The 25,958-nt window shown below is 62.4% G+C and carries 19 protein-coding genes and 1 other RNA gene; 9 read left to right on the top strand and 11 right to left on the bottom strand.

Going from position 1 to position 25,958, the window contains the following annotated elements; translation table 11 throughout:
* The first annotated feature begins 1 nt into the window (after window position 1).
* The 5 genes from ccoS (at window position 2) to HU715_RS04355 (ending at window position 4,040) form a co-directional block, all read left to right on the top strand.
* Window positions 2-220: a cbb3-type cytochrome oxidase assembly protein CcoS gene (gene ccoS / locus HU715_RS04375; RefSeq protein ID WP_003183505.1), complete on the top strand. Its 219-nt coding sequence runs from the start codon at window positions 2-4 to the stop codon at window positions 218-220.
* Window positions 213-896, top strand: a complete 684-nt coding sequence (locus HU715_RS04370) for a sulfite exporter TauE/SafE family protein (protein ID WP_186705251.1) — start codon at window positions 213-215, stop codon at window positions 894-896. Before ccoS ends, HU715_RS04370 begins: the two co-directional genes overlap by 8 nt.
* 307 nt (window positions 897-1,203) lie before the next feature.
* Complete coding sequence (hemN, locus tag HU715_RS04365) at window positions 1,204-2,586, top strand: oxygen-independent coproporphyrinogen III oxidase (protein ID WP_186705252.1); 1,383 nt, start codon at window positions 1,204-1,206, stop codon at window positions 2,584-2,586.
* A 94-nt stretch (window positions 2,587-2,680) separates the two neighbouring features.
* On the top strand, window positions 2,681-3,415 hold the full coding sequence (gene fnr, locus HU715_RS04360; RefSeq protein WP_053120659.1) for a fumarate/nitrate reduction transcriptional regulator Fnr: 735 nt from the start codon (window positions 2,681-2,683) through the stop codon (window positions 3,413-3,415).
* A 76-nt stretch (window positions 3,416-3,491) separates the two neighbouring features.
* Entirely contained in the window at window positions 3,492-4,040 is a 549-nt protein-coding gene (locus HU715_RS04355; protein ID WP_092197401.1) for an adenine phosphoribosyltransferase, read from the top strand.
* Between the two features lie 127 nt (window positions 4,041-4,167).
* On the opposite strand, the gene recR is transcribed toward HU715_RS04355, so the two are convergent.
* From recR to dnaX, 4 genes are all read right to left on the bottom strand, one after another.
* Window positions 4,168-4,770 (bottom strand): recombination mediator RecR, encoded by a 603-nt coding sequence (gene recR, locus HU715_RS04350; protein WP_003183510.1) that lies wholly within the window; start codon window positions 4,768-4,770, stop codon window positions 4,168-4,170.
* Window positions 4,771-4,836: 66 nt separating this feature from the next.
* Window positions 4,837-5,865, bottom strand: coding sequence for an NADPH-dependent curcumin/dihydrocurcumin reductase (curA, locus tag HU715_RS04345; RefSeq protein ID WP_186705253.1), 1,029 nt, complete (start codon window positions 5,863-5,865; stop codon window positions 4,837-4,839).
* 300 nt (window positions 5,866-6,165) lie between these two features.
* On the bottom strand, window positions 6,166-6,504 hold the full coding sequence (locus HU715_RS04340) for a YbaB/EbfC family nucleoid-associated protein (protein WP_003183512.1): 339 nt from the start codon (window positions 6,502-6,504) through the stop codon (window positions 6,166-6,168).
* A 64-nt stretch (window positions 6,505-6,568) separates the two neighbouring features.
* Window positions 6,569-8,644 (bottom strand): DNA polymerase III subunit gamma/tau, encoded by a 2,076-nt coding sequence (dnaX, locus tag HU715_RS04335; protein WP_186705254.1) that lies wholly within the window; start codon window positions 8,642-8,644, stop codon window positions 6,569-6,571.
* A 132-nt stretch (window positions 8,645-8,776) separates the two neighbouring features.
* On the opposite strand from dnaX, the gene HU715_RS04330 reads away from it, so the two are divergent.
* On the top strand, window positions 8,777-9,547 hold the full coding sequence (locus tag HU715_RS04330; RefSeq protein ID WP_186705255.1) for a substrate-binding periplasmic protein: 771 nt from the start codon (window positions 8,777-8,779) through the stop codon (window positions 9,545-9,547).
* Here HU715_RS04330 and HU715_RS04325 read toward each other — a convergent pair.
* Window positions 9,493-11,241, bottom strand: coding sequence for a putative bifunctional diguanylate cyclase/phosphodiesterase (locus tag HU715_RS04325; RefSeq protein WP_186705256.1), 1,749 nt, complete (start codon window positions 11,239-11,241; stop codon window positions 9,493-9,495). The genes HU715_RS04330 and HU715_RS04325 overlap by 55 nt on opposite strands.
* Before the next feature lie 338 nt (window positions 11,242-11,579).
* Between HU715_RS04325 and HU715_RS04320 the strand changes: the two genes are divergently transcribed.
* Complete coding sequence (locus HU715_RS04320; RefSeq protein ID WP_186705257.1) at window positions 11,580-11,894, top strand: helix-turn-helix domain-containing protein; 315 nt, start codon at window positions 11,580-11,582, stop codon at window positions 11,892-11,894.
* A 188-nt stretch (window positions 11,895-12,082) separates the two neighbouring features.
* Here HU715_RS04320 and ffs read toward each other — a convergent pair.
* The 6 genes from ffs to HU715_RS04290 form a co-directional block, all read right to left on the bottom strand.
* Window positions 12,083-12,179: signal recognition particle sRNA small type (gene ffs, locus HU715_RS04315), an RNA gene on the bottom strand.
* Between the two features lie 367 nt (window positions 12,180-12,546).
* Window positions 12,547-13,707, bottom strand: a complete 1,161-nt coding sequence (locus HU715_RS04310; RefSeq protein WP_186705258.1) for a zinc-binding metallopeptidase family protein — start codon at window positions 13,705-13,707, stop codon at window positions 12,547-12,549.
* A gap of 230 nt (window positions 13,708-13,937) precedes the next feature.
* The gene (gene ligA, locus HU715_RS04305) at window positions 13,938-16,295 is read right to left on the bottom strand and encodes an NAD-dependent DNA ligase LigA (protein WP_186705259.1); all 2,358 of its coding nucleotides are present in this window, start codon (window positions 16,293-16,295) and stop codon (window positions 13,938-13,940) included.
* Window positions 16,296-16,448: 153 nt separating this feature from the next.
* Window positions 16,449-17,294, bottom strand: coding sequence for a cell division protein ZipA (gene zipA / locus HU715_RS04300; RefSeq protein WP_186705260.1), 846 nt, complete (start codon window positions 17,292-17,294; stop codon window positions 16,449-16,451).
* A gap of 258 nt (window positions 17,295-17,552) precedes the next feature.
* Complete coding sequence (smc, locus tag HU715_RS04295) at window positions 17,553-21,041, bottom strand: chromosome segregation protein SMC (protein WP_186705261.1); 3,489 nt, start codon at window positions 21,039-21,041, stop codon at window positions 17,553-17,555.
* Between the two features lies 1 nt (window position 21,042).
* Window positions 21,043-21,702: a GntR family transcriptional regulator gene (locus HU715_RS04290; protein ID WP_186705262.1), complete on the bottom strand. Its 660-nt coding sequence runs from the start codon at window positions 21,700-21,702 to the stop codon at window positions 21,043-21,045.
* Window positions 21,703-22,085: 383 nt separating this feature from the next.
* On the opposite strand from HU715_RS04290, the gene xdhA reads away from it, so the two are divergent.
* Together xdhA and xdhB are read left to right on the top strand one after the other, a co-directional pair.
* A complete protein-coding gene (gene xdhA / locus HU715_RS04285) occupies window positions 22,086-23,540 on the top strand; it encodes a xanthine dehydrogenase small subunit (protein ID WP_186705263.1) in 1,455 nt (484 codons plus the stop codon).
* On the top strand, window positions 23,533-25,932 hold the full coding sequence (xdhB, locus tag HU715_RS04280; RefSeq protein WP_186705264.1) for a xanthine dehydrogenase molybdopterin binding subunit: 2,400 nt from the start codon (window positions 23,533-23,535) through the stop codon (window positions 25,930-25,932). Before xdhA ends, xdhB begins: the two co-directional genes overlap by 8 nt.
* Window positions 25,933-25,958: the final 26 nt, after the last annotated feature.

Raw genomic sequence — 25,958 nt, 5'->3', positions numbered from 1 at the left:
CATGCCAGCTCTCTACGTGATGATTCCGGCCGCGCTGCTGATCGTGGCCATCGCCGTGTACATTTTTTTCTGGGCCGTGGACAGCGGCCAGTACGACGATCTCGACGGTCCGGCCCACAGCATTCTGTTCGACGACCAGGACCCGAACCACAAGGCGGCGGTGGACGAAGCCAGTGGCGAGGCCCGCAAGCCGGACGACAAGGCCCCGCCCCATGCTTGACCTGGCGCCATTGCTGGTTTCTGCGGTCATTCTTGGCCTGCTCGGTGGCGGCCATTGCCTGGGCATGTGCGGCGGCCTGATGGGCGCCCTCACCCTGGCGATCCCCAAGGAACAGCGCAGTCGGCGCTTTCGGTTACTGCTGGCGTACAACCTGGGGCGGATCCTGAGCTACGCCACCGCTGGGCTGCTGATCGGCCTGGCGGGATGGGCCGTGTCCAATAGCCCGGCCGCGATGATCATGCGGGTGCTGGCCGGCTTGCTGTTGATCGCCATGGGCCTGTACCTGGCGGGCTGGTGGAGCGGCCTGACCCGCATCGAAAGCGTGGGGCGCGGCTTGTGGCGGCACATCCAACCCGTCGCCAACCGCTTGCTGCCGGTGTCGAGCCTGCCCCGGGCCTTGCTGCTCGGCGCCCTGTGGGGCTGGCTGCCGTGCGGGTTGGTCTACAGCACCCTGCTCTGGTCCGCCAGCCAGGGCAATGCCTTGGACAGTGCCCTGCTGATGCTTGCCTTCGGCCTGGGCACCTGGCCGGTGCTGCTCGCCACCGGCCTGGCCGCCGAGCGCATCACCGCCCTGTTGCGCAAACGCAGCGTGCGCATGGCCGGTGGCTTGTTGGTGATTATTTTCGGGGTATGGACCCTGCCGGGGCCGCATCAGCATTGGCTCATGGGGCATTGACCGAGTTGCCCCCATCGCGAGCAAGCTCGGCTCCCACAGAGACGGGTAGCGCCGCCAAGCAAATGTGGGAGCGGGCTTGCTCGCGAAGGCGGCGGCACATCCAACACCATCGGCTCAGTCAGACCGCTTTCGCGAGCAAGCCCGCTCCCACAGAGGATTTGGGGTGGATTGGGCATTTGTGGGAGCGAGCTTGCTCGCGATGAGGCCTGCATCGACAACGCCCGATGCGCCGTTGACGCAAATCAAAACAGCCTCGCCCACAGCCCCCTAGACTCGCCCCATGCCAGCCTATCCGGGGAACACCCGCATGCTCGACGCCATCCGTTGGGACTCAGACCTGATCCGCCGCTACGACCTGGCGGGACCACGCTACACCTCGTACCCGACTGCGGCGCAGTTCGGCGGCCAGGTGGGCACCTTCGACCTCCTCCATGCCCTGCGTGACAGCCGCAAGGCCCGGCGGCCGCTGTCGCTGTATGTGCACGTACCGTTCTGCGCAAACATTTGCTACTACTGCGCCTGCAACAAGGTCATCACCAAGGACCGTGGCCGCGCCCACGCCTACCTCCAACGCCTGGAACAGGAAATCCAGCTGATCGGCTGCCACCTGGACCCGACCCAACGCGTGGAACAACTGCACTTTGGCGGCGGCACCCCGACGTTTCTCAGCCATGACGAGCTGCGGCAACTGATGGCCTCGTTGCGCAAGCACCTGAACCTGCTGGACGACGATTCCGGCGACTACAGCATCGAGATCGATCCCCGGGAAGCCGACTGGTCGACCATGGGCTTGTTGCGTGAACTGGGTTTCAATCGGGTCAGCATCGGCCTGCAAGACCTGGACCCGGCCGTGCAACGCGCCGTCAATCGCCTGCAAAGCCTGGAAGAAACCCGCGCGGTGGTCGAGGCTGCCCGGACCTTGCAGTTCCGTTCGATCAACATCGACCTGATCTACGGGTTGCCCAAGCAGACTCCGGACAATTTCGCCCGCACCGTCGAAGAAGTCATCCACTTGCAACCGGACCGCCTCTCGGTGTTCAACTACGCCCACCTGCCGGAACGCTTCATGCCCCAGCGGCGCATCAACAGCCAGGACTTGCCAAACCCGGAGCAGAAGCTGGCGATGCTGCAAGGCACCATCGAACAGTTGACCGCCGCCGGCTACCGCTACGTCGGCATGGACCACTTCGCCCTGCCCGACGACGAGCTGGCCATCGCTCAGGAAGAGGCCACGTTGCAGCGCAATTTCCAGGGCTACACCACCCACGGCCATTGCGACCTGATCGGCCTCGGCGTCTCCGCCATCAGCCAGATCGGCGACCTGTACTGCCAGAACAGCAGTGACCTGAACCATTACCAGAACACCCTCGCCGACGTGCAACTGGCAACCAGTCGAGGACTGACCTGCACGGCCGACGATCGGTTGCGACGTGCGGTGATCCAGCAATTGATCTGCCATTTCCACCTGGCGTTCGCGGACATCGAGCACCGTTTCAATGTCGATTTTCGCGGTTACTTCGCGCCGCTGTGGCCGCAATTGCAGGCCATGGCCGAGGATGGGCTGATCGAGTTGGATGACATCCACATCCGGGTACTGCCCGCTGGGCGCCTGCTGGTGCGATCCGTGTGCATGGTGTTCGATGCCTATTTGGAGCAGCACAATCGCCAACGTTTCTCCCGGGTCATTTGAGCGCGACAATTTGACGACGACACCGCACTGGCTGGAGTGTCTGCTCTGGGGTACCCTTACGCCTTATGTGTGTTTTCCCACAAGGATTTAAGAAATGTCCGAGCCCGTCAAACTGCGCGCCCACAACCAGGCCCATTGCAAGGATTGCAGCCTGGCCCCCCTCTGCCTGCCACTTTCGTTGAATCTGGAGGACATGGACGCGCTGGACGACATCGTCAAACGAGGCCGCCCGTTGAAAAAAGGTGAATTCCTGTTTCGCCAGGGCGACGCGTTCGATTCCGTCTATGCCGTGCGCTCGGGTGCCTTGAAAACCTTCAACTTGAGCGACGGCGGCGAAGAACAGCTCACCGGTTTCCACTTGCCCAGCGAACTGGTGGGCCTGTCGGGCATGGACACCGAGACCCATCCGGTCTCGGCCCAGGCGCTGGAAACCACCTCGGTGTGCGAAATCCCCTTCGATCGCCTGGACGAGCTGGCCATACAGTTGCCGCAACTGCGTCGCCAGTTGATGCGAGTCATGAGCCGGGAAATCCGTGACGATCAACAGATGATGTTGCTGCTCTCGAAAAAAACCGCCGACGAGCGGATCGCCACGTTCCTGGTCAACCTCTCGGCACGCTTCCGCGCCCGCGGGTTCTCGGCCAACCAGTTCCGCCTGAGCATGTCGCGCAACGAAATCGGCAACTACCTGGGCCTGGCGGTGGAAACCGTGTCCCGGGTATTCACGCGTTTCCAGCAGAACGAGCTGATTGCCGCCGAAGGCAAGGAAATTCACATTCTCGACCCGATCCAGCTCTGCGCCCTGGCTGGCGGCTCGATCGACGGCTGATGAACCTGCGCGGCTGAGGGATTGGCCTCGCCGCGCTATACTGCCGCGTTTGCAGCCCTGCCAGGACACCTCGACGATGGTCTTTGACTCCTTCGACATCAAATCCCTGATCCGCCCCGTGACCGACTTCCCCAAGCCCGGCGTGATCTTTCGCGACATTACTCCACTGTTCCAATCCCCGACCGCCCTGCGCCTGGTCATGGACAGCTTTGCCCACCGCTATGTCGAGGCAGAGTTCACTCACATTGGCGCAATGGATGCTCGCGGCTTCCTGATCGGCTCGATCCTGGCCTATCAGTTGAACAAGCCGCTGGTGTTGTTCCGCAAGCAAGGCAAGCTGCCGGCCGACGTGCTGGCCGAGGGTTACCAGACCGAATACGGTGAAGCCTTCCTTGAAGTGCACGCCGACAGCCTGTGCGAAGGTGATTCGGTGGTGATGTTCGATGACCTGATCGCCACCGGTGGCACGCTGATTGCCGCCGCCAACCTGATTCGCCGCATGGGCGCCAAAGTCCACGAAGCCGCGGCGATCATTGACCTGCCGGAACTGCTCGGCTCCCAGCGTCTGGAAGACATGGGAATTCCAACGTTCTGCCTGACGCAGTTTTCGCTTAGCGAGAAATAACCTTCGAGCAACAGTTACCTGTGGGAGCGGGCTTGCTCGCGAAAGCGGAGTGTCAGTCAATATAATCGCTTGCTGATCCACCGCTTTCGCGAGCAAGCCCGCTCCCACATTAGCTTTGGGGTGGCTGTTACAAGGCGATCGGCTTACGCCCCGCAAACGAATGCGCCAGCGTCCCGCCGTCCACCAATTCCAGCTCCCCACCCAGCGGCACGCCGTGGGCGATGCGGGAGGCGACCAAGCCTTTGTTGCTCAGCAATTGGGCGATGTAATGGGCGGTGGCTTCGCCTTCGACCGTCGGGTTCGTGGCGAGGATGACTTCCGTGAACGTGCCCGCCTCTTCGATCCGTGCGATCAACTGTGGGATGCCAATGGCTTCAGGCCCCAAGCCATCGAGTGGGGACAAATGGCCCTTGAGCACGAAATAACGGCCACGGAAACCAGTCTGCTCCACCGCATACACATCCATCGGCCCTTCCACGACGCAGAGCAGGCTGTCGTCCCGACGCGGATCGGCACATTGCGGGCAGAGGTCGTCTTCGGTGAGGGTGCGGCATAAACGGCAATGCCCTACGCCCTCCATGGCCTGGCTCAAGGCCTGGGCCAGGCGTGAACCGCCGCTGCGATCACGCTCAAGCAATTGCAACGCCATGCGCTGGGCAGTTTTCTGACCTACACCCGGCAACGTTCGCAGGGCATCGATCAGTTGGCGAATCAAAGGGCTGAAGCTCATGGAGGAAATGTCCGACATAACAACGAGACGCGGTTTATACCCGCGCCTCCGATTAGCGTCAAATACTCAATCCTGCGCGACCCGCACCACCAGCTTGCCGAAGTTGCGCCCTTCCAACAGGCCGATAAACGCCTGTGGCGCATTTTCCAGGCCGTCGACCACGTCCTCGCGAAACTTGACCTTGCCATCGCGCACCCAAGGCGCCATGGCACTGACGAACTCCGGCTGACGGTCACCGTAGTCGTCAAACACAATAAACCCCTGGATCCGCACGCGCTTGGTCAGCAAGGTGCGCTGCAGTTGCGGCAAGCGATCCGGACCGTTCGGCGCCTGATTGTCGTTGTAGGACGCGATCAGACCACAGAGCGGGATTCGTGCCTTGGCGTTGAGCAACGGCACGACGGCATCAAAGACCTTGCCGCCGACGTTTTCGTAATAGATGTCGATGCCCTTGTCACAGGCCCGCGCCAATTCCTCGGCAAAATTGGCGCTCTTGTGATCGACACAGGCATCAAAGCCCAGTTCGTCGACCACGTACTTGCATTTCTCGCTGCCGCCCGCGACGCCGACCACCCGCAGGCCCTTGATTTTCGCCACCTGGCCGACCACCGAGCCCACGGCACCCGAGGCTGCCGCGACCACCAGGGTTTCCCCGGCCTTGGGCTGGCCAATGTCCATCAACCCCATGTAAGCGGTCAGGCCCGGCATGCCCAACACCCCCAGGGCCATCGACGGACTGGGTAGCCCGGAAGGAATGGGCATCACGTTGCGCCCGTCACTGATGCTGTGGGTTTGCCAACCCGTAGCGCCAACCACCCAATCGCCCTCATGGAATTTCGGGTGCGTCGAACGTTCCACGCGGCTGACAGCGCCGCCGGTCATCACCTCATCGATTTCCACCGGAGCGGCGTAGGAAGGCGCATCACTCATGCGCCCGCGCATGTAGGGGTCCAAGGACAGGAACAACGTCTTGAGCAGGATCTGTCCCTCTGCCAGATCCGGCAGTGTCACATGTTCAAGACGGAAGTTTTCAGGGGTGGGCGCACCTTGGGGACGGGAGGCCAGGACGATGCGCTGGTTGGAAATCGATGACATGGAGGCGTCTCCTTGTTCGTTGGGCGGACACGTATAGGAAGCAGACCATTACCGAGGGGGCGGCGTTCGATGTTTATTCCGGGATAGCGCGGTGCAGCCTTCGCGAGCAGGCTCGCTCCCACATAGAACCTGCGGCGAATATCACAATCGAAGCCCCTTCAATCCAGTGTGGGAGCGAGCCTGCTCCGGGCGGCGTTCCGACGAAAGCGGTCGAACAGCTACCCGAGGCTCCGACAGAAACAAAAATGCCAGGCGCGATGCCTGGCATTGTGTTTAGCCCATCCCGACCGGGATGGCGAATCAGAACGGCAGTTTCATGCCCGGCGGCAATTGCATGCCTGCCGTCATGCCGGACATCTTGTCCTGGCTGTTGGCTTCGATCTTGCGCACCGCGTCATTGACGGCGGCGGCGAACAGGGCTTCGAGCATTTCCTTGTCGTCTTCGCTCAGGCCTTCGACCACGCTTGGGTCGATGCTGACGCGCTTGATGTCATGGCGACCGGTCATGACCACGGTCACCATGTCGCCGCCGGACTTGCCGGTGACTTCGGCGTTGGCCAGTTCTTCCTGCATCTTGGCCATCTTTTCCTGCATCTGCTGCGCCTGCTTCATCAGGCCGGCCATGCCACCTTTCATCATGGGAATCACCTCGAAAGTACTTGGATAAACAACGCGCCCGGCCCGTTCGGCCCGGCGCCTTCAGTTATGAGCCCTGGGTGACCGGGGCATCGACAGGTTCGATAGTATCGTGACGGACCACGGCGCCGAACTGTTGCATCATCTGTTGGATGAATGGATCGCCGTGGATCGACTCCTCGGCTTCGCGCTGACGGTCGGCACGGCGGCGGGACGCGGCCTGGGCCGGGGTCTCCTGCTCGGGCTTGATCAGCTCGATGGTCAACGTCAGGTTACGCTGGTGGTACTGGTTCAGCGCATCGTTGAGGCGACGCTGCTGGGTCGCGTTGAACAGTGCACTGTGTGCCGGATCCAGGTGCAGCAGCCAGTGGTCGCCTTCCACCGCCATCAGCGTGCAGTTGGCGGCGATGCTGCCGGTCATGCCGCTGATCGGCAATTTAGGGAACAGTTCCAGCCATTGCAGGGCCAGGCCGGTGGCCGGCATCGCCGCCGGCTCGGGCTCGGGCTCCGGGGCCGGTTCAGCGGCGTGCTCGCTGGCCAGATCGTCCAGGTAGCTGTAGGCCGAATCCATGTCCGGCTCGATATAATCCTCGTCCAGCGGCGGCTCGTCGTCCAGGTCGATGCCCGGCGTGGCGACATCGACATCGGCCACCGTTGGCTCGGGCACCGGCGCGGCCACCCACTCTGGCGCATCGGGCACCACGCTGTCGGGCGTTGGCAGCGGCATTGGCGGCAACTCAGGCTGCTCGGCAACGGTTTCCAATACGGGCTCGACGACCGGCTGCTGGACAACTTCCGGCTCGACCGGGTCGTTCCACGGCAGGTCGATGACTTCTTCAACGACGGGCTCGGGCAGCGCCTCGACGACCGGTTCGGGTTCCGGCTCAGGCGTCGCGACAACAGGCGTCGGCATCGGCTGGGCGACAGGCACCACCGCGGCCGGAGCCGAAGCCACTGCCGGCGCAACGACGGGCGCGGCAGCCACTGGCTTGGCGGAATCAGCTGTGGCTTGGCTGATCCCCACTGGCTTTAGCGCTTGCCTCGGCGCATCCGCCGTGTCGGCTGGCCGGAACGCCAGCATTCGCAACAGGACCATTTCGAAGCCGCCGCGCGGATCCGGCGCCAAGGGCAGATCGCGTCGGCCGATCAGGCCCATCTGGTAATAGAACTGCACATCTTCGGCCGGCAGCGCCTGGGCCAGGGCCAGTACGCGGTCACGGTCGCCGTGGCCGTTGTCGACGCCTTCAGGCAGGGCCTGGGCGATGGCGACACGGTGCAGCACGTTGAGGATTTCCGAGAGCACGCCATTCCAGTCCGGGCCCTGCTCGGCCAAGTGACGCACCGCCTCGAGCAGCGCCTTCGCATCGCCTTCGATCAGCGCATGCAAGACGTCATAGACCTGGCCATGATCGAGAGTGCCGAGCATGGCCCGGACATCGGCGGCCATGACCTTGCCTTCACCGAAAGCGATGGCCTGGTCGGTCAGGCTCATGGCGTCACGCATCGAACCATCGGCGGCGCGGCCCAACAGCCACAGCGCATCGTCTTCGAACGGGACATTCTCGACACCCAATACGTGGGTCAGGTGCTCGACCACCCGTTCCGGGGTCATGTTCTTCAGGGAGAACTGCAAGCACCGCGACAGAATCGTTGCAGGAAGTTTCTGCGGATCGGTGGTCGCCAGGATGAACTTGACGTAGGGCGGCGGCTCTTCAAGGGTCTTGAGCAGCGCATTGAAGGAATGGCTGGAGAGCATGTGCACTTCGTCGATCAGGTAGACCTTGAAGCGCCCACGGCTCGGGGCGTACTGCACGTTGTCGAGCAGTTCGCGGGTGTCCTCGACCTTGGTGCGGCTGGCGGCGTCGATCTCGATCAGGTCGACGAAGCGGCCCTCATCGATTTCCCGGCAGACCGAACACTCGCCACAAGGCGTCGAGGTGATGCCGGTTTCACAGTTCAGGCACTTGGCGATGATCCGCGCGATGGTGGTCTTGCCCACGCCCCGGGTCCCGGTGAACAGGTAGGCATGGTGCAGCCGCTGGCTGTCCAAGGCATTGATCAGAGCCTTGAGCACATGGGTCTGGCCGACCATTTCGCGGAACGAGCGCGGACGCCATTTACGTGCAAGAACCTGATAACTCATCGAAAACCGTCGCAACGAAGGAACATAAGCGGCTAATGCTAGCGGAGCAGGGGCGAAATTGCATCCGGTGTGCTCGTCTAATCTGACTAAGCTTGGGTTGTCGACGCGGTTTTATACAGTCAGGGAGAGTTTATGCGATCAGCCATGGGGGCTTTGCTGTTGCTGGGTACCGGTTGCTTAGCCGAAGAAGTCCCCTTGCGTTTCGCCATTACCGACGGCTGGGCAATGCCCATGGTACAGATCGAACGAGGCCGCCCGATCCAGGGCATCCTTCCCGACATCATGACCAGCCTGGCGACCCAAGTGGGAAGGCCGGCGCAATTCCACGTCCTGTCCCGCGCCCGGCTCGACGGCGCCATGAAGCACGGCGAAATCGACATGCGTTGTTATGTCAGCCCGGACTGGGTGAAGGACAATGGCGATTATCTGTGGAGCATCCCGTTGTTTTTCCAGCGCGACCTGCTCGTCGCCACGGCCAACGCACCGGCGGCCGTCACGCCAGCAACGCTGCCGCAACAAGCCATCGGCACCGTGCTCGGCTATAGGTACCCGACCCTGCAACCCTTGTTCGATACCGGCCAACTGCACCGCGACGATGCCCGTAGCCAGGAACAAGTGCTGGCGAAACTGCTGGCCGGGCGTTATCGCTATGGGGTCACCAACCAATGGGCGCTGGACTGGTTCAATCAACGGCATGCCGCTGATCGCCAGCTCCATGAGGTGACTGTCCTGCAGGAGCAGCAGTTGAGCTGTTACGTGCGCAACGATCCGGACATTCCCGCACAACGCATTCTGAGGACATTGCTGAACATGAAAACGTCCGGGGAAATCGACGCGATCATCCAGCTTTACACCGGTCGCAGTGAAACATCGCGGGTCAAGAGCGAGGCGCCTTCGCCCTGATCGCCGGACCGCTGTTGCCATTGGGACGGTGGGATGAAGCCCTGAACCCAGTCGGGTATCTGTTCGGGCGGCATGGGCCGGGCGATGAAATAACCTTGTGCCACCTCGCAGCCCAGGCTCAGCAGCAGTTGGCCGTGCTCCAGGCTGTCCAGCCCCTCGGCGACCACCTCGCGACCAAAGGCCCGGGCCAGGCCGATCACCGCTTCAGTCAGTGCCAGGTCGTCGCGGTCATCGAGGATGTCGCGGACGAAGGTCTTGTCGATCTTGATGGTTTGCGTGCGCAGGTGCTTGAGGTCGTTGAGCGAGCAGTAGCCCGTGCCAAAACCACCCAGGGAAAACCCCACGCCCAGCGCCTGGCATGCCTGGAGGCAGGCGCTGACGTGGGCCAGGTTCTCCACGGCGACAGACTCGACAATCTGCAGGTCCAACAGCCGTGGCGGCACCGCCGGATGCCGCTCCAACACCTGCCGCAGCCGCTCGACAAAATCCGCCCGCTGGAAATGCCGTGCCGAGATATTGATGCTCACCGGCCAGCCTTGCCCCACTTGCTGCCATTGCTGCAACTGGGTCAAGACCTGCTCCATGACCCACTCGCCGATCTCGACGATCAGGTCAGTCTCCTCCACCAAGGGCAGGAACTCCCGAGGCGGCACCAGGCCACGTTGCGGGTGCTTCCAGCGCAGCAACGCCTCCAGGCCGACCACGGTGCCATGGCGCATGTTGACCTTGGGTTGGAAATGCAGCCGCAGCTCGTTACCGGCCAGTGCCTGGCGGACCCGTTCGACGGTCTGGTAAGTGGCCCGTACCTCCTTGTCCCGGGACACATCGAACAAGTGGAAACGATTGCGCCCGCTTTGCTTGACCACATACATCGCCTGGTCGGCGTGACGGAGCAGGGTCTCGGCGTCTTCGTTGTCCCACGGGAACAGCGTGACGCCAATACTGGCGAAGACCTTGATGTCCTTGCCATCAATGCCATACGGCATGGAGACGGCGATCAACACCCGGTTCAACGCGGCATGCAGTTCTTCCATTCCACGCACATGGCGCAGCACCAGCACGAACTCGTCCCCGCCCAGCCGCGCCACCACGTCCTCGCCACGCACGATGCTGCGCAGGCGCCTGGCAACCTCCACCAGCAGCCGATCACCGCTGGCATGACCATAGCCGTCGTTGACGGCCTTGAAACCATCGAGATCGAGCATGCACACCGCCAGGGGCAGGTTCTCCGTGCGGGAAAATTCCAGCGCCTGGTCCAGCAGGTCCGACAGATAAGTACGATTGGGCAGCCCGGTCAGCACATCGTGACCGACCCGCCATTGCAGCGAATGCAGCAAGCGACGCTTTTCACTGACGTCGAAGCGAATCGCCAGGTAGCGCTCGATTTGCCCGGTCTCATCGTCGATCACTGGCACCAGGGTGGTGTCGACCCAATGCAGCGTACCGTCCTTGGCCCGGTTGCAGATTTCCCCTTTCCAGACCTGCCCCAAGGCAATGGTGCGCCACATGGCGCTGAAGAACTCGCCGGGGTGCTGAGCGGAATTGAGCAGGCGATGGTTCGCGCCCAGCAACTCATCGCGCCGGTAACCAAAAAGGCTGCAAAATTGATCGTTGACGTAAGTGATGCGCCCGCTCAGATCGGTCTCGGAAAAAATCGCGGCGGCGTCAACGGCCCTGCGGTACTTCTTATCCATCGAAGCAGTCATCCATGAGTCAGGCTCATTTGTCGCGCGCGGTTGCACCGCCTTCAAGACAGGCGAAAATCAACTAGGCTCAAACACTTTGAGGGAAGCTGGAGCGCGGGCCCTGGCGGTGCCCAGGGAGGGCTCAGCCCTTGCCTTGTATCGTGGCAAGAAACACAAGGCCCGGTCTTTGCACACCCCTCGGCTTCGCAAAGCGGGTCACCAAATACCCGTGCCAAAGGCCGATTCTACGAAACACATCACACTTTGCAAAGCAAGGTGATGGATCGCGCGGTTGCCTAATGCGAAAATCTATCGTTAAGTTCTTGATTCTAAATGGGAATTAAGCGATGCAAATTTCAAGTTTGGGTCCAGCCATCAGACGCTACCGCAAAGTAGCGGGGCTTACTCAGGCTGAACTTGGCGAAAAAACCGGTTTTGACCCTAAAACCATCAGCCGCTTCGAAACCGGCACCTACACCCCCAGCGTCGAAGCCTTGTTCCTGCTTGCCAATGTGCTGGATGTGCAACTGAAGGCTTTTTTTGCCGACATGACCGATGAGGACGAACAGCGGGCTTACCTGTTCGGTGTCATACACAAAGCCACCCCGAAGGATCTTGGGAAGCTGATTGCGGCGGTCGACCAGGCCTTGTCCAAGCCTTGATGCAGATGCGAAAGAAAAGCCGGGCCCGTCCATGCGAGACAGGTCCGGCTTCTCTTTGACGTTCACTTGCCTGTCCAGCAAAAAACCTGGACAGCAGAAAGCACCGACCGATAGCGATCAGCAGAAACAACAGGACATTTGAATTTTGGCAAACCTTGCGAATGAAGGCTTGGGCGTTATGGAGGCAACCCCACCAGCCACACCCCGGCACACAATGTTCCCGCTGTGGCTGCTTCCTTCCGGATCTGACCAGGTTCACGGGTAATCGTTGCGGGGGGACCGATGGGGTCACCATAACGACGCCCGCCTGACGGCGAGCCGCGCCATTGTACCTATCTGGCAAGAAGTTACAACCGTTCGTGTCGGATTAAAAACTGAAGGCGTTCAAGCACTTGCCGTGGGAGCAAAGCTTGCTCGCGATGACGTTGGCACATCGGGCATGGATGCAAGCTGACCGACCGCTATCGCGAGCAAGCCCGCTCCCACAGGGGTCCTGTGCCTGGACGCAGGAGCTGTGGACACCCGGAAGCCAGTGTGGGAGCGAGCTTGCTCGCGAAGGCGTCGGTACATTCGGCATCGATACAAACTGACCGGCCGCTTTCGCGAGCAGGCTCGCTCCCACAGTGGGGTCTGCGCTTGCCTACACAGAAACCTACAACAACACCTCATCCGCCCGACCGCCCTCCTCCTGGATCACCAGATGGATGAAGTGCAGCTTGGTAATGACGGCAGCCGGTACGACGAACGGATAGAAGTCCGGCTGACCCATGCTGCGGGACAATTCGTTGAGCATGCCGGCCAGTTCGATCCAGGCGTTGACGAACGAGAGAAAGGCCGCGCCGCCTGCGTGTTCGGCGTCGTACAAGGTCTCGGGCGGGAACGGCTGGTAGTCGAAATCCATCTCCCGAGCGCTCATGCCAAAGCCCAGGGCAGTGTCGACCGCGTCCATCATGTGCAGGTAATGGGCCCAGGTTTCCGCCCAGTCCTCCCATGGGTGCATGGTGGCGTAGGCACTCACGTAGCGGGTTTGCCAATCCAGCGGCGCGCCTTGCTGGTAATGCCGCTCCAGGGCGTCGGAATAGCTGGCGCGCTCGTCGCCGAACAGTTCGCGAAAAGCCCCGAGCCAGTGGCTGTTGGCAATCAGCCGGTCCCAGTAGTAGTGCCCTACCTCATGACGAAAATGCCCGAGCAAGGTGCGATACGGTTCGTGCATTTGCTGGCGCACATGCTCGCGATGGGCATCGTCCGCCTCCTTGATGTCGAGGGTGATCAATCCGCTGGCGTGACCCGTGGTCGGCGGCGTGCCATCTGGGTCGACGCCGATGAAATCGAACGCCAAGCCGATGTCTTCATTGACGGTTTTCGGGATGACCGGCAAGCCGAACGTGATCAGTTGCGCGACCAGTCGACGCTTGGCGGTCTCGACCTTGCGCCAACGTTCAGGATTTTCCGGAATCGACAGGTCGGGAATGGTGCGATTCAGGCTACAGGCGATGCACAGGGTATCGCGGCCATTGTCCGGCAGCAGCCAATTGCAGGCCGCCGGGGTGTCGAGGTTGGCGCAACGGCGAAACAGCCCGGCGTGCGGATCGGCATCCAGCGTCCAGGTGTCGGGTTGCTCACCGGGTTGCAGGGAGGACAGGCGGCTCCGCTCAGGTTGATAACCCAGCGCCGCCAGACAGGCCAGGCACTGGCTGTTGCGAAAGAACAATGACTGGCCGCAGCGGCACGGCCAGACCTTGCTGTTACGTGACCGATCACCCAGGAACGGCGCGGCAATGCGTGAACTCAGCTGTTCGAAGAAGCGGTACATGGCGATCTCTCCCTGGAGCCTGCAAGACTAGATCACCTTACGCTCATGATCGTTCCAAAACGCTGGGTCATGACGCCGGTAAATCGTGGCGAGGGAGCTTGCTCCCGCTCGGCGGCGCAGCCGTCGCAAAACCAGCTAATGCGGTCCACCAGGAGCATTGCGTCGCCCCGATTGGGGCGGCTGCGCCACCCGGCGGGAGCAAGCTCCCTCGCCACAAAAGCCGATCACCCTCAGACCGTGATGCCATGGCCCGCCAGGAAATCGACAAAAGCTTGTTCGTCGAGCACCTTCACCCCCAGCTCGTTGGCTTTGGTCAACTTCGAACCAGCACCCGGCCCGGCCACCACGCAGTGGGTTTTCGCCGACACGGACCCGGCGACCTTCGCTCCCAGGCTCTCCAACTTATCCTTGGCGACGTCACGGCTCATCAGTTCCAGCGAACCGGTCAGCACCCAGGTGTGACCCGCCTCGGGCAAGCCTTCGACGACCTTCTTCTCGCTCTGCCAGTGCATGCCAAAGTCGCGTAACTGCTGCTCCGCCGCTTCGGCCTGCTGACGGTTGGCGGCGATGGCAAAGAACTCGCGCACGGCATTGGCCTGTTTTTCCGGCAGGGCCTGGCGCATGTCCAGCCAGTCGGCGTTCATGACCGCTTCGAGCGAGCCGAACTTGTCCGCCAACTTCTGTGCCCCGCCCGGCCCCACCGAGGGAATGTGCAACTTGTCGAGAAAGCCGCCCAGGGTGGTGCTGGCGGAGAACTCGGCGCCCAACTCGCCCTGGTCCTGGATCTCCAGGCCATGGCGCAACAGGTCCTTGATCACCTGGCGGTTGTGCGGGTCTTCGAAGAAGCTGTGGATCTCGTGGGCGACTTCCAGGCCGACATCAGGCAAGTACGTGAGCACTTGGGGCAACGCCGCCTGCACGCGCTCCAGCGAACCGAGGGAGCGGGCCAGGACCTTGGCGGTCTCCTCGCCCACGTCCGGGATGCCCAGGGCATAGATGAAACGCGCCAGGCTCGGCTGCTTGCTGTCGACGATGGCGGCCAGCAGGTTCTTGCTCGACAGTTCGGCGAAGCCTTCCAGGTCGACCACCTGCTCGAAGGTCAGCGCATACAGGTCGGCAGGCGAACCCACCAGGCCCTCATCCACCAGTTGCTCGACGCTTTTCTCGCCCAAGCCTTCGATGTCCATGGCCCGACGCGAGACGAAATGGATGATCGCCTGCTTGAGCTGCGCGCCACAGGCCAGGCGACCGACGCAGCGGTACACCGCGCCTTCGCTAACGGTTTCGCGGCCCTTGCTGCGCTTGATCAGTTGCGTGCGCTCGACGTGGGAGCCGCAGACCGGGCATTGCTGGGGCACTTCCACCGGGCGGGCGTTTTCCGGACGGCGCTCGGTGACGACCTGCACCACCTGCGGGATCACGTCCCCGGCACGGCGGATGATCACCGTATCGCCGATCATCACGCCCAGGCGCGCCACTTCGTCCATGTTGTGCAACGTCGCGTTGGCCACGGTTACGCCGGCGACTTTCACCGGCTTGAGACGGGCCACCGGAGTCACCGCGCCGGTGCGGCCGACCTGGAACTCGACGTCCAGCAACTCGGTGAGTTCTTCGGTGGCGGGAAACTTGTGGGCAATGGCCCAGCGCGGTTCCCGGGCACGGAAACCAAGCTCGCGCTGGGAAGCGATGCTGTTGACCTTGAACACGACACCGTCGATCTCATAGGGCAACGCGTTGCGGCGCTCGCCGATGTCACGGTAGTAATCCAGGCATTCGTCGACGCCGTGGGCCAGCTTCAACTCACGGCTGATGGGCATGCCCCAGGCCTTGAGTTGCTTGAGGTTGCCAATATGAGTGTCGGCGATGTCCGCCGTCACCTGGCCGATGCCGTAGCAACAGAACTCCAGGGGACGGTTGGCCGTGATCCTCGAATCGAGCTGACGCAAGCTACCGGCCGCCGCGTTGCGCGGATTGGCAAACGTCTTGCCGCCCGCCTCCAGTTGCGTGGCGTTCAGGCGCTCGAAGCCAGCCTTGGACATGTACACCTCGCCGCGCACTTCCAGCAGCGGCGGCCAGCCAGTGCCCTGCAACTTGAGGGGAATGTTGCGCACGGTGCGTACGTTGACGCTGATGTCCTCGCCCGTGGTGCCGTCACCGCGCGTGGCTCCGCGCACCAGCATGCCGTCCTGGTACAACAGGCTGACCGCCAGGCCATCGAGCTTCGGCTCGCAGCTGTACTCCACTGCCGCGCCACCGCCCAGCAAATCACCCATGGGCAGGTCGAGGCCTTCCGTCACCCGGCGGTCGAATTCCCGCAGGGTAGTTTCGTCGAAGGCATTGCCCAGGCTGAGCATCGGGATCTCGTGACGCACCTGGCTGAACGCCGACAGCGCCATGCTGCCGACCCGCTGGGTCGGGGAGTCGCTGGTGACAAGTGACGGGTGCTGCTCTTCCAAGGCTTTGAGCTCGTGGAACAGGCGGTCGTACTCGGCGTCCGGGATGCTGGGTTCGTCGAGGACGTGGTAGCGGTAGTTGTGCTGGTCCAGCTCGGTGCGCAACTCTAGGATGCGTGTTTCGACGGCGTTCATGGGTGTTCTCTCATAAAGCAAAAGAGCAGCCTGGGCTGCTCATTCTTTTTAAACCTTTTGGGGGGCTTCGCCCCCAGCGGGAGCAAGCTCCCTCGCCACAAAAGCTCTCCTGCCACAAAAAGCTCTCTGGTCAGGGAGAGCCTGTGTCATTGATCAGCGCTTCTGGGTCAGCGCCCGGCGCTCGAATTCGACGATGCGCTGGCGGTAGTGCTCGATGGTCTGGGCGGTCAGCACGCTGCGCTGGTCATCCTTCAGTTCGCCGTTGAGCTCCTGGGACAGCTTGCGAGCGGCGGCCACCATCACGTCGAATGCTTGCTTGGGATGACGCGGGCCCGGCAGGCCAAGGAAGAAGCTCACCGCCGGCGTGCTGAAATGATCGATGTCGTCGAGGTCGAACACGCCAGGCTTGACCGCGTTGGCCATGGAGAACAGCACCTCGCCGTTACCGGCCATGCTTTCGTGACGGTGGAAAATGTCCATTTCGCCAAAACGCAGGCCGCTTTCGAGGATGTTCTGTAGCAACGCCGGGCCCTTGAAGCCGGCCGGGTCGCGGCAGATCACGCTGATCACCAGCACTTCTTCAGCCTGGGCCTGGTCCTTGTCGGCGCTCGGGGCCTTGTTTTCGTCCGGGAAGTCGCCGTCGCGACTGCTGAAGCTCGGCCCGCCATCCAGGTCGAGGTTCAGGTTCAAATCACCCTGGGACGGCTCGCTGTTGCGCTTGCCACGCTTGGAACCCGACTCCCGTGGCTCACGGGCAGGCGCGCTCATCGACGGCAAGTCATGCTCGTCCAGCTGCGGCTCCTTGTGGGCGTCCAGCACCCGCGGCGGCCCCAGCAGCTCGGCGCTATCATCCTCATCGGGCAGGTTCGACAGGCTGCGATCCAGGCGAAACTTCAGTTTCCCCTTGCCGCCGCGCATGCGACGCCAGCCGTCGAAAAGAATACCGGCAATGACAATGATGCCGATGACGATCAGCCACTCGCGCAGACCGATTTCCATGTAATCCCGTGCCTCTATAAAAATGCTGAAAAATAAGGGGCTTAGCTATTTGCAAACCGCTTTAAAACGTGGCGCCAACTCTATGTTCTGAATGGCGTTTTGCCCACGCATACGAAAAATTGACATTAAACTAGCACGACCAAAGATAACTTTACACCGTCTGTCGCATAGGCTTGTGCCCAATCTGTGAATTGAACATCAGCCCCAAGGGTAAAAAATACCTACAGCGTTCGAAGTTGAAGCCCTACAAGCTGTTGTTCAGGCATCCACCATGGCCATGGCCTCCTCCACATCCACCGCCACCAGTCGCGAACAGCCCGGCTCGTGCATCGTCACCCCCATCAACTGATCGGCCATTTCCATGGCGATCTTGTTGTGGGTGATGTAGATGAACTGCACCGTTTCAGACATTTCTTTCACCAGCCGTGCGTAACGGCCTACGTTGGCGTCGTCCAGCGGCGCGTCGACCTCGTCGAGCATGCAGAACGGCGCCGGGTTCAATTTGAAGATGGCAAAGACCAGGGCCAGCGCGGTCAGCGCCTTTTCGCCACCGGAGAGCAAATGGATGGTGCTGTTCTTCTTGCCAGGAGGACGCGCCATGATTGTCACCCCTGTATCGAGTAAATCTTCGCCCGTCAGTTCCAAGTAGGCGCTGCCGCCACCGAAAACTTTTGGAAAAAGGGCCTGCAAACCGCCGTTGATCTGATCAAAGGTATCCTTGAAGCGGTTGCGGGTTTCCTTGTCGATCTTGCGGATGACGTTTTCCAGGGTCTCCAGCGCTTCCACCAGGTCGTCGTTCTGGGCGTCCAGGTAGCGCTTGCGTTCGGACTGCTGCTGGTACTCGTCGATGGCCGCCAAGTTGATGGCCCCCAGGCGCTGGATGCGCTGGGCAATGCGCTCCAATTCTTCCTCGGCGTCCTTCTCGTTCGCCCCGGCCACCAGGGTAGCGAGCACGCCGTCGAGGTCGTAGCCGTCTTCCAGCAACTGGTCCTGCAAGGCCTTGCGCCGCACCGTCAAGGCTTGCCACTCCATGCGCTGCTGTTCCATCTGGCCACGGATCAGTTGCGATTGCTGCTCGGCCTGGCCGCGGCGCTTTTCGGCGTCGCGCAGTTCGCGGTCGGCGTCCTCCAAGGCGATTTGCGCGGTCTTGAGCTCTTCGTCGACACTCATGCGCTTGTCGAGCAACTCTTCAAGCTTGAGGCGCAGCTCTTCCAGTGGCGCTTCGCCCTCCTCCAGATTGAGGCTCAACTGTTCGCGCTTTTCGGTCAGGCGCTCGGACTGCATTTCCAGCCGTTCCAAGGCCTGGCGCGTGGAATCGTGCTGGGCCCTGAGCGAGCCCAGGCGCACCGCCAGTTGATGGGCGTGGTCCTTGTGCTGGCGTGCTTCCTGGCGCACCCGGTCCAGGCGTTCGCGCAAGCTGTCACGCTGGGCCAGCAACAGTTCGCGCTGCTCGGTGTCCAGCGCCATGGCATCAAGGGCTTCTTGCAGTTGCAAGCGCGCTTCGCCGATCTGCTCGTGCTCCAGGGCCCGCTGCTCGCCCAGCTCGGCGATTTCTTCTTCCAGGCGGGTACGGCGCAGCGCCAGCTGTTCAACCTTGGCCTTGCCGGCCGACAACTGCGCCTTGAGCTCGCCTTGCTGGCGCGCTTCATCCTGCAACAGCCGCCGCAGGTGTTCGCGGCCGTTTTCCTGTTGACGCTGTTGCGCCCGCAGGTTTTGCAATTCGGTTTCCAGGGCTTCGACGCTGGCTTCGCGCTCTTCTCGCTCGGCGCCCAGGCGCTGGATTTCCTGGCCGCGGGCGAGCATGCCGCTCTCGGCTTCGCTGGCCCGGCGCACCCGCAGGAAATGCCGGCCAACCCAATACCCGTCACGACTGATCAAGCTTTCGCCGGCTGCCAATTGCCCGCGCAAAGCCAAGGCCTGCTCAAGGCTGTCCACTGGCTTGACCTGCCCGAGCCAGGGCGACAGGTCGACCTGGGCCTCGACCTTATCGAGCAAGCTGCCGGGAATTCGCACGCCATCGCCGGCCGGGCTGAGTAGGCGCAGATCGCCTTGAGTGAAGCCCGACAGGTCGAAGCCAGCAAAGTCATCCACCAGCACCGCTTGCAGGTCAGCGCCGAGCACGGTTTCCACCGCCAGTTCCCAGCCACCATCGACCTTCAGGCCCTCGGCCAGTCGTGGACGCTCGGCCAGGTGCTGGTCGCGCAGCCATTCGGCGGTGCCAGTGCCCGGGTCCAGCGCCGCTTGCTGCAAGGCCTCCAGCGAAGCCAGGCGCCCATTGAGCCGCTGCAATTCGCCCTGGGCCTGTTGCTGGTTCTGCAAGGCCAGTTGCAAAGCCTGGCGCAGTTGTTCAAGGCGCTCGACCTGGGCATCTTCGCTGGCCTGCAAGTCTTCGAGGGTGGCCTCGCTGGTCGCCAGTTGCTCGCTCAGCTCCAGAATCGCGGCGTCTTCCGGATCCGCGGCGAGCAAGGCGCGCTCTTCGGACAGGCGGCGCTGACGTTCGGCCAGGCGCTCCATGCTGGTTTCCAACTGCTGGATGCGCGACTGCTGGACTTCTGCCTGGCGCCGCGGCTCGGCCGACGTCAGGTTGAAACTGTCCCACTGCTCTTGCCAGCCATGCATGGTCAGCTCGGCTTCTTCCAGGGCTGCGGCAGCCTCTTCGGCGGCGGCGCTGGTGACTTCCTGCTCCGGCGTCAGCCTGTCCAGCTCTTCGCCGAGGGTCAACAGCAACGTGCGGTCATGACCCAGGTGCGATTCGGTTTCCAGGCGCGCCCGCTCGGCTTCCTTCAAGTCGTCCTGCAACTGCCGCAGCCGTTGCTGACCATGCTGGATGCTCTGCTCGACCCGGGCGATGTCGCCCCCCACGGAATAGAAGCGCCCTTGCACCAGATTGAAGCGCTCGGACAGGTCATGGTGGCCGTCGCGCAGCCGCTCGATGGCTGCGTCGGCGTTGCGCTGCTCGGCCACCAGGGCTTCGAAGCTGACTTCCTGGTTGCCGATGATCGCTTCGCGCTGGCCGACCTGCTCGTTCAGCGCCTGCCAGCGCAAGGCCGACAGCTGGGCCTTGAGCTGACGCTCCTCGCCTTTGTATTCCTGGTACTTCTTCGCAGCCTCGGCCTGACGATGCAAACGTTCGAGCTGGCGTTCGAGTTCTTCGCGCAGGTCGGTCAGGCGCGCCAGGTTTTCGTGGGTGCGACGAATGCGGTTTTCGGTCTCGCGCCGGCGCTCCTTGTATTTGGAAATGCCGGCGGCCTCTTCGATGAAGTTGCGCAGGTCTTCGGGCTTGGCCTCGATCAGCTTGGAGATCATGCCCTGCTCGATGATCGAGTAGCTGCGCGGGCCCAGGCCGGTGCCGAGGAAAATATCGGTGATGTCCCGGCGACGGCACTTGGCGCCGTTGAGGAAATAGCTGTTCTGGCTGTCGCGGGTCACTTTGCGACGAATGGAAATTTCCGCATAGGCCGCGTACTCGCCCACCAGGGTGCCGTCGGAGTTATCGAACACCAGCTCGATGCTGGCCTGGCTCACCGGCTTGCGACTGGTGGAGCCGTTGAAGATGACGTCGGTCATCGACTCGCCGCGCAGGTTCTTGGCCGAGCTTTCGCCCATCACCCAGCGCACGGCGTCGATGATGTTCGACTTGCCGCAACCATTGGGCCCGACCACCGCCGCCATGTTACTGGGGAAGTTCACCGTGGTCGGGTCGACGAAGGATTTGAACCCCGCCAACTTGATGCACTTGAGCCGCACGTCAGGCCGCCGTCAGGGCAGAAACCACCAGATCGCAACTGCGCTGGGCGTAGGCCGTGAGCACGATGCGGATCTGCGGCAAATCACGGGCCAGCACAGCGGCGAGCAGGCGCTGGAACAGGTCGAGGAATTCGCTCATTTCCGCCTTGCGCTGGTCCAGGGCCAGGAAATAGGCACGGCTCATGGCCGGTTGCAGGTTCTCGACGGTTTCCTGCAGATACGGATTGTTGGCAAAGGGATAGGCGGCGCGCATCACGCTGAAGCTTTCATCGACGAAGGTGCGGATGTCCTGGCGCGCGTAGGCGTCGTTGAGACGCTGCTGGATCGCGACGAACGGCGCCATGTCGGCCTGTTCTTTCCAGCCATGGGCCACGGCGTTGCCCAATAGGATGTACAGCTCGCTCATCAGCGTGCAGAGGCTGCGCACCTTGTGCTCGGTGAGTTCGGTGACGTGGGCGCCACGGCGCGGCAGGATCGCGATCAAATGGCGTCGCTCCAGGATCAGCAAGGCCTCGCGGACCGAGCCGCGGCTGACGTTGAGCGCCAGCGTGACCTTCTGCTCCTGGATGCGCTCTCCCGGTTTCATTTCGCCGCGAATGATGCGTTCGGCGAGGTGATGGGCGATTTGCTCGGCGAGGCTGTCCGGGGCCTTGAACGTCATGGTTGTCCTTCAAACTCTTCGATCTGCACAAGCGGCGCAGTGTAGCGCACTCGGTACGTCATGGCGCAGGGCCTGCAGCGGGTTTTTGGCACGATATAAGCAAAAAAATCCGGACTCTCATCCTGGAACAGAATCTGTGGAAGAACCTGTGGGAGCCGAGCTTGCTCGCGATAGCGGTCTGTCAGCTTGCATCCATACTGAATGTACCGCCGTCATCGCGAGCAAGCTCGGCTCCCACAGGGTTCCACCGTGTCCATAAAGCGTTGTTTATCGACCAGATGGATTTTCTTGACCCTTAAGTCAGAAAATCGTTGACCGAAAAGTCAGACCTGATAAATTCAGGCCCACGTCGAAACAACAATAATGAGTCTGCGAGGCCTTCCGTGATCCAGTTTTTACTCAACCAGGAACTCCGTAGCGAGCACGCCCTGGACCCGAACCTGACCGTGCTCAACTACTTGCGCGAACACGTTGGTAAACCCGGCACCAAAGAAGGCTGCGCCAGCGGCGACTGTGGCGCGTGTACCGTGGTGGTGGGCGAATTGGAAACGGACGCCAATGGCCGCGAACGCATTCGCTACCGCAGCCTCAACGCGTGCCTGACCTTCGTCTCGTCCCTGCACGGCAAGCAACTGATCAGCGTCGAGGACCTCAAGCACCAGGGCCAACTGCACAGCGTTCAGCAAGCGATGGTCGACTGCCACGGTTCGCAATGCGGTTTCTGCACACCGGGCTTCGTCATGTCGCTGTTCGCCCTGCAGAAGAACAGCGAGCAAGCCGACGCCCACCAGGCCCACGAAGCCCTGGCCGGCAACCTGTGCCGTTGCACCGGCTACCGGCCGATCCTGGCCGCCGCCGAGCAGGCCTGCTGCAGCAAGCAGCCGGACCAGTTCGACGCCCGCGAGGCCGAGACCATCGCCCGCCTCAAAGCCATCGCCCCCACCGAGACCGGTGAACTCAACAGCGGCGACAAACGCTGCCTGGTGCCGCTGACCGTGGCCGACCTGGCCGATCTCTACGACGCCTATCCCCAGGCGCGCCTACTGGCCGGCGGTACGGACCTGGCCCTGGAAGTCACGCAATTTCATCGCACCCTGCCGGTGATGATCTACGTGGGCAACGTCGCCGAACTCAAGCGTATCGAACGCTTCGACGACCGCCTGGAGATCGGCGCCGCCACCGCCCTCTCCGATTGCTACGAGGCCCTGAAAGCCGAATACCCGGACTTCGGCGAACTGTTGCAACGCTTCGCCTCGCTGCAGATCCGCAACCAGGGCACCTTGGGCGGCAACATCGGCAACGCCTCGCCTATTGGTGACTCGCCGCCCCTGTTGATCGCCCTCGGCGCGCAGATCGTGCTGTGCAAGGGCCAGGTCCGCCGCACCCTGGCCCTGGAAGACTATTTCATCGACTACCGGGTCACCGCCCGCCAGGAAAGCGAATTCATCGAAAAGATCATCGTGCCGCGAGCCAGCGCCGAACAGGCGTTCCGCGCCTACAAGGTGTCCAAGCGCCTGGACGATGACATTTCCGCCGTATGCGCGGCCTTCAACCTGCGCATCGACAACGGCGTGGTCCGCGACGCCCGCGTGGCCTTCGGCGGCATGGCCGCCACACCGAAACGCGCCAAGCATTGTGAAGCCGCATTGATCGGCGCGCCGTGGACCGACAGCACCGTCGAACGCGCCTGCGCCGTCCTGGCCGAGGATTTCACGCCGCTGTCGGATTTCCGCGCCAGCAAGGAATACCGCCTGCTCAGCGCCCGCAACCTGTTGCGCAAATATTTCATCGAACTGCAAACGCCGCACATCGAGACTCGGGTGACCGCTTATGTCTAACCATCACGCCGTAGAGAAGACCCAAGCCGAACTGGCGGAGCTGTTCGCCCGCGACCTCACCACTGGCGTGGGCCGTAGCGTCAAGCATGACAGCGCCGCCAAGCACGTGTCCGGCGAGGCGCAGTACATCGATGACCGCCTGGAATTCCCCAACCAGTTGCACGTCTATGCCCGGCTGTCGGACCGCGCCCACGCCCGGATCATCCGCATCGATACCGCGCCGTGCTACGCCTTTGAGGGCGTGCGCATCGCCATCACCCACGCAGACATTCCAGGCCTGAAGGACATTGGCCCACTGCTGCCCGGCGATCCGCTGCTGGCCATTGATGATGTGCAGTTCGTCGGCCAACCGGTGCTGGCTGTTGCCGCCAAGGATCTTGAGACCGCACGTAAGGCAGCGATGGCCGCCATCATCGAATACGAAGACCTGGAGCCGGTGCTGGACGTGGTCGAGGCCCTGCGCAAGCGACACTTCGTGCTGGACAGCCACACCCACCAGCGCGGCGATTCGGCCACGGCGCTGGCGAGCGCCGAGCATCGTATCCAGGGCTCGCTGCACATCGGCGGCCAGGAGCATTTTTACCTGGAAACCCAGATTTCCTCGGTGATGCCCACCGAAGACGGCGGCATGATCGTCTACTGCTCGACCCAGAACCCCACCGAAGTGCAGAAACTGGTGGCCGAAGTGCTGGGCGTGTCGATGAACAAAGTCGTGGTGGACATGCGCCGCATGGGCGGCGGCTTTGGCGGCAAGGAAACCCAGGCCGCCAGCCCGGCGTGCCTGTGCGCCGTCATCGCGCACCTCACCGGGCAGCCGACCAAGATGCGCCTGCCCCGGGTCGAAGACATGCTGATGACCGGCAAGCGCCACCCCTTCTACATCGAATACGACGTCGGCTTCGACAGCCGCGGGCGCTTGCACGGCATCGCCCTGGAACTGGCCGGCAACTGCGGTTGCTCGCCGGACCTGTCGGCCTCCATCGTCGACCGGGCGATGTTCCACGCCGACAACGCCTACTACTTGGGCGATGCGACCATCAACGGCCACCGCTGCAAGACCAACACCGCGTCGAACACCGCCTACCGGGGGTTCGGCGGGCCGCAGGGCATGGTCGCCATCGAAGAAGTGATGGACGCCATCGCCCGACACCTGGGGCTCGATCCGCTGGCGGTGCGCAAGGCCAACTACTACGGCAAGACCGAACGCAACGTCACCCACTACTACCAGACCGTCGAGCACAACATGCTCGAGGAAATGACCGCCGAGCTCGAAGAAAGCAGCCAGTACGCCGAGCGCCGTGAAGCGATCCGTCGCTACAACGCCAATAGCCCGATCCTGAAAAAGGGCCTGGCGCTGACCCCGGTGAAATTCGGCATTTCGTTCACCGCCAGTTTCCTCAACCAGGCCGGCGCCTTGATCCACGTCTACACCGACGGCAGCATCCATCTCAACCACGGCGGCACCGAAATGGGCCAGGGCTTGAACACCAAGGTTGCCCAGGTGGTGGCCGAGGTGTTCCAGGTGGAAATGGACCGCGTGCAGATCACCGCGACCAATACCGACAAGGTGCCGAACACCTCGCCCACCGCTGCCTCCAGCGGTGCCGACCTGAACGGCAAGGCGGCGCAGAATGCCGCCGAAATCATCAAGCGGCGCCTGGTGGAATTTGCCGCGCGGCACTACAAGGTCAGTGAAGAGGATGTGGAATTCCACAACGGCCATGTGCGGGTGCGCGATCACATCCTGACCTTCGAAGCGTTGGTACAGCAGGCGTATTTCGCCCAGGTCTCGCTGTCCAGCACCGGCTTCTACAAGACCCCGAAAATCTACTACGACCGCAGCCAGGCCCGTGGCCGGCCGTTCTACTACTACGCCTATGGCGCGGCGTGTGCCGAGGTGATCGTCGACACCCTCACCGGCGAGTACAAGATGCTGCGCACCGACATCCTCCACGATGTCGGCGCCTCGCTGAACCCAGCCATCGACATCGGCCAGGTCGAAGGCGGTTTCATCCAGGGCATGGGCTGGCTGACCATGGAAGAGCTGGTATGGAATGACAAGGGCAAGCTGATGACCAATGGCCCTGCCAGCTACAAGATCCCCGCCGTGGCCGACATGCCGCTAGACCTGCGGGTCAAGCTGGTGGAAAACCGCAAGAACCCTGAAGACACGGTGTTCCATTCCAAGGCCGTGGGCGAGCCGCCGTTCATGCTCGGCATCGCCGCGTGGTGCGCCATCAAGGACGCCGTGGCGAGCCTGGGGGATTACCGGCAGCAACCGAACATCGATGCCCCGGCAACGCCGGAGCGGGTGTTGTGGGGGTGTGAGCAGATGCGGGGGTTGAAGGCGGCCAAGGCTGAGGAAGCTGAACCCGAGTTGGCTTCGCTTTAGACCGCGGCGCCGCCTTCGCGAGCAAG

The sequence above is a fragment of the Pseudomonas zanjanensis genome (assembly GCF_014268745.2).
GTDB classification, from domain to species: Bacteria; Pseudomonadota; Gammaproteobacteria; order Pseudomonadales; family Pseudomonadaceae; genus Aquipseudomonas; species Aquipseudomonas zanjanensis.
Note: the sequence above shows the minus strand (reverse complement) of the source record. Positions and strands in the feature narration are given on the sequence as shown.